The following is a 217-nucleotide window of genomic DNA, read 5'->3' on the forward strand; positions in this document are numbered from 1 at the left end:
TTCGGTCGACATGCTCGGCGACGCGCTGGTCTACGGATTGAGCCTCTTTGCCTTGCACCGCGGTGCGAAGTGGGAAGCCGGCGCGGCACTCGCAAAGGGCGTAATCATCCTGGGCTTCTTCGGCGTGATCGTGGCCGAGATCGTTCAGAAGCTCCTGCATGGCGTAACGCCGTCCAGCACCCTGATGCTGACCTTCGGCAGCATTGCCCTGATCGCC

1 pseudogene is annotated in these 217 nt (G+C 62.7%); it reads left to right on the forward strand.

Annotation, left to right across the window (positions count from 1 at the left end):
- Positions 1 to 217: pseudogene (locus ACM0OP_RS24550) on the forward strand (cation transporter); the annotation flags it as partial.

The sequence above is a fragment of the Nodularia chucula CCY0103 genome, assembly GCF_963923915.1.
Taxonomy (GTDB): domain Bacteria; phylum Cyanobacteriota; class Cyanobacteriia; order Cyanobacteriales; family Nostocaceae; genus Nodularia; species Nodularia chucula.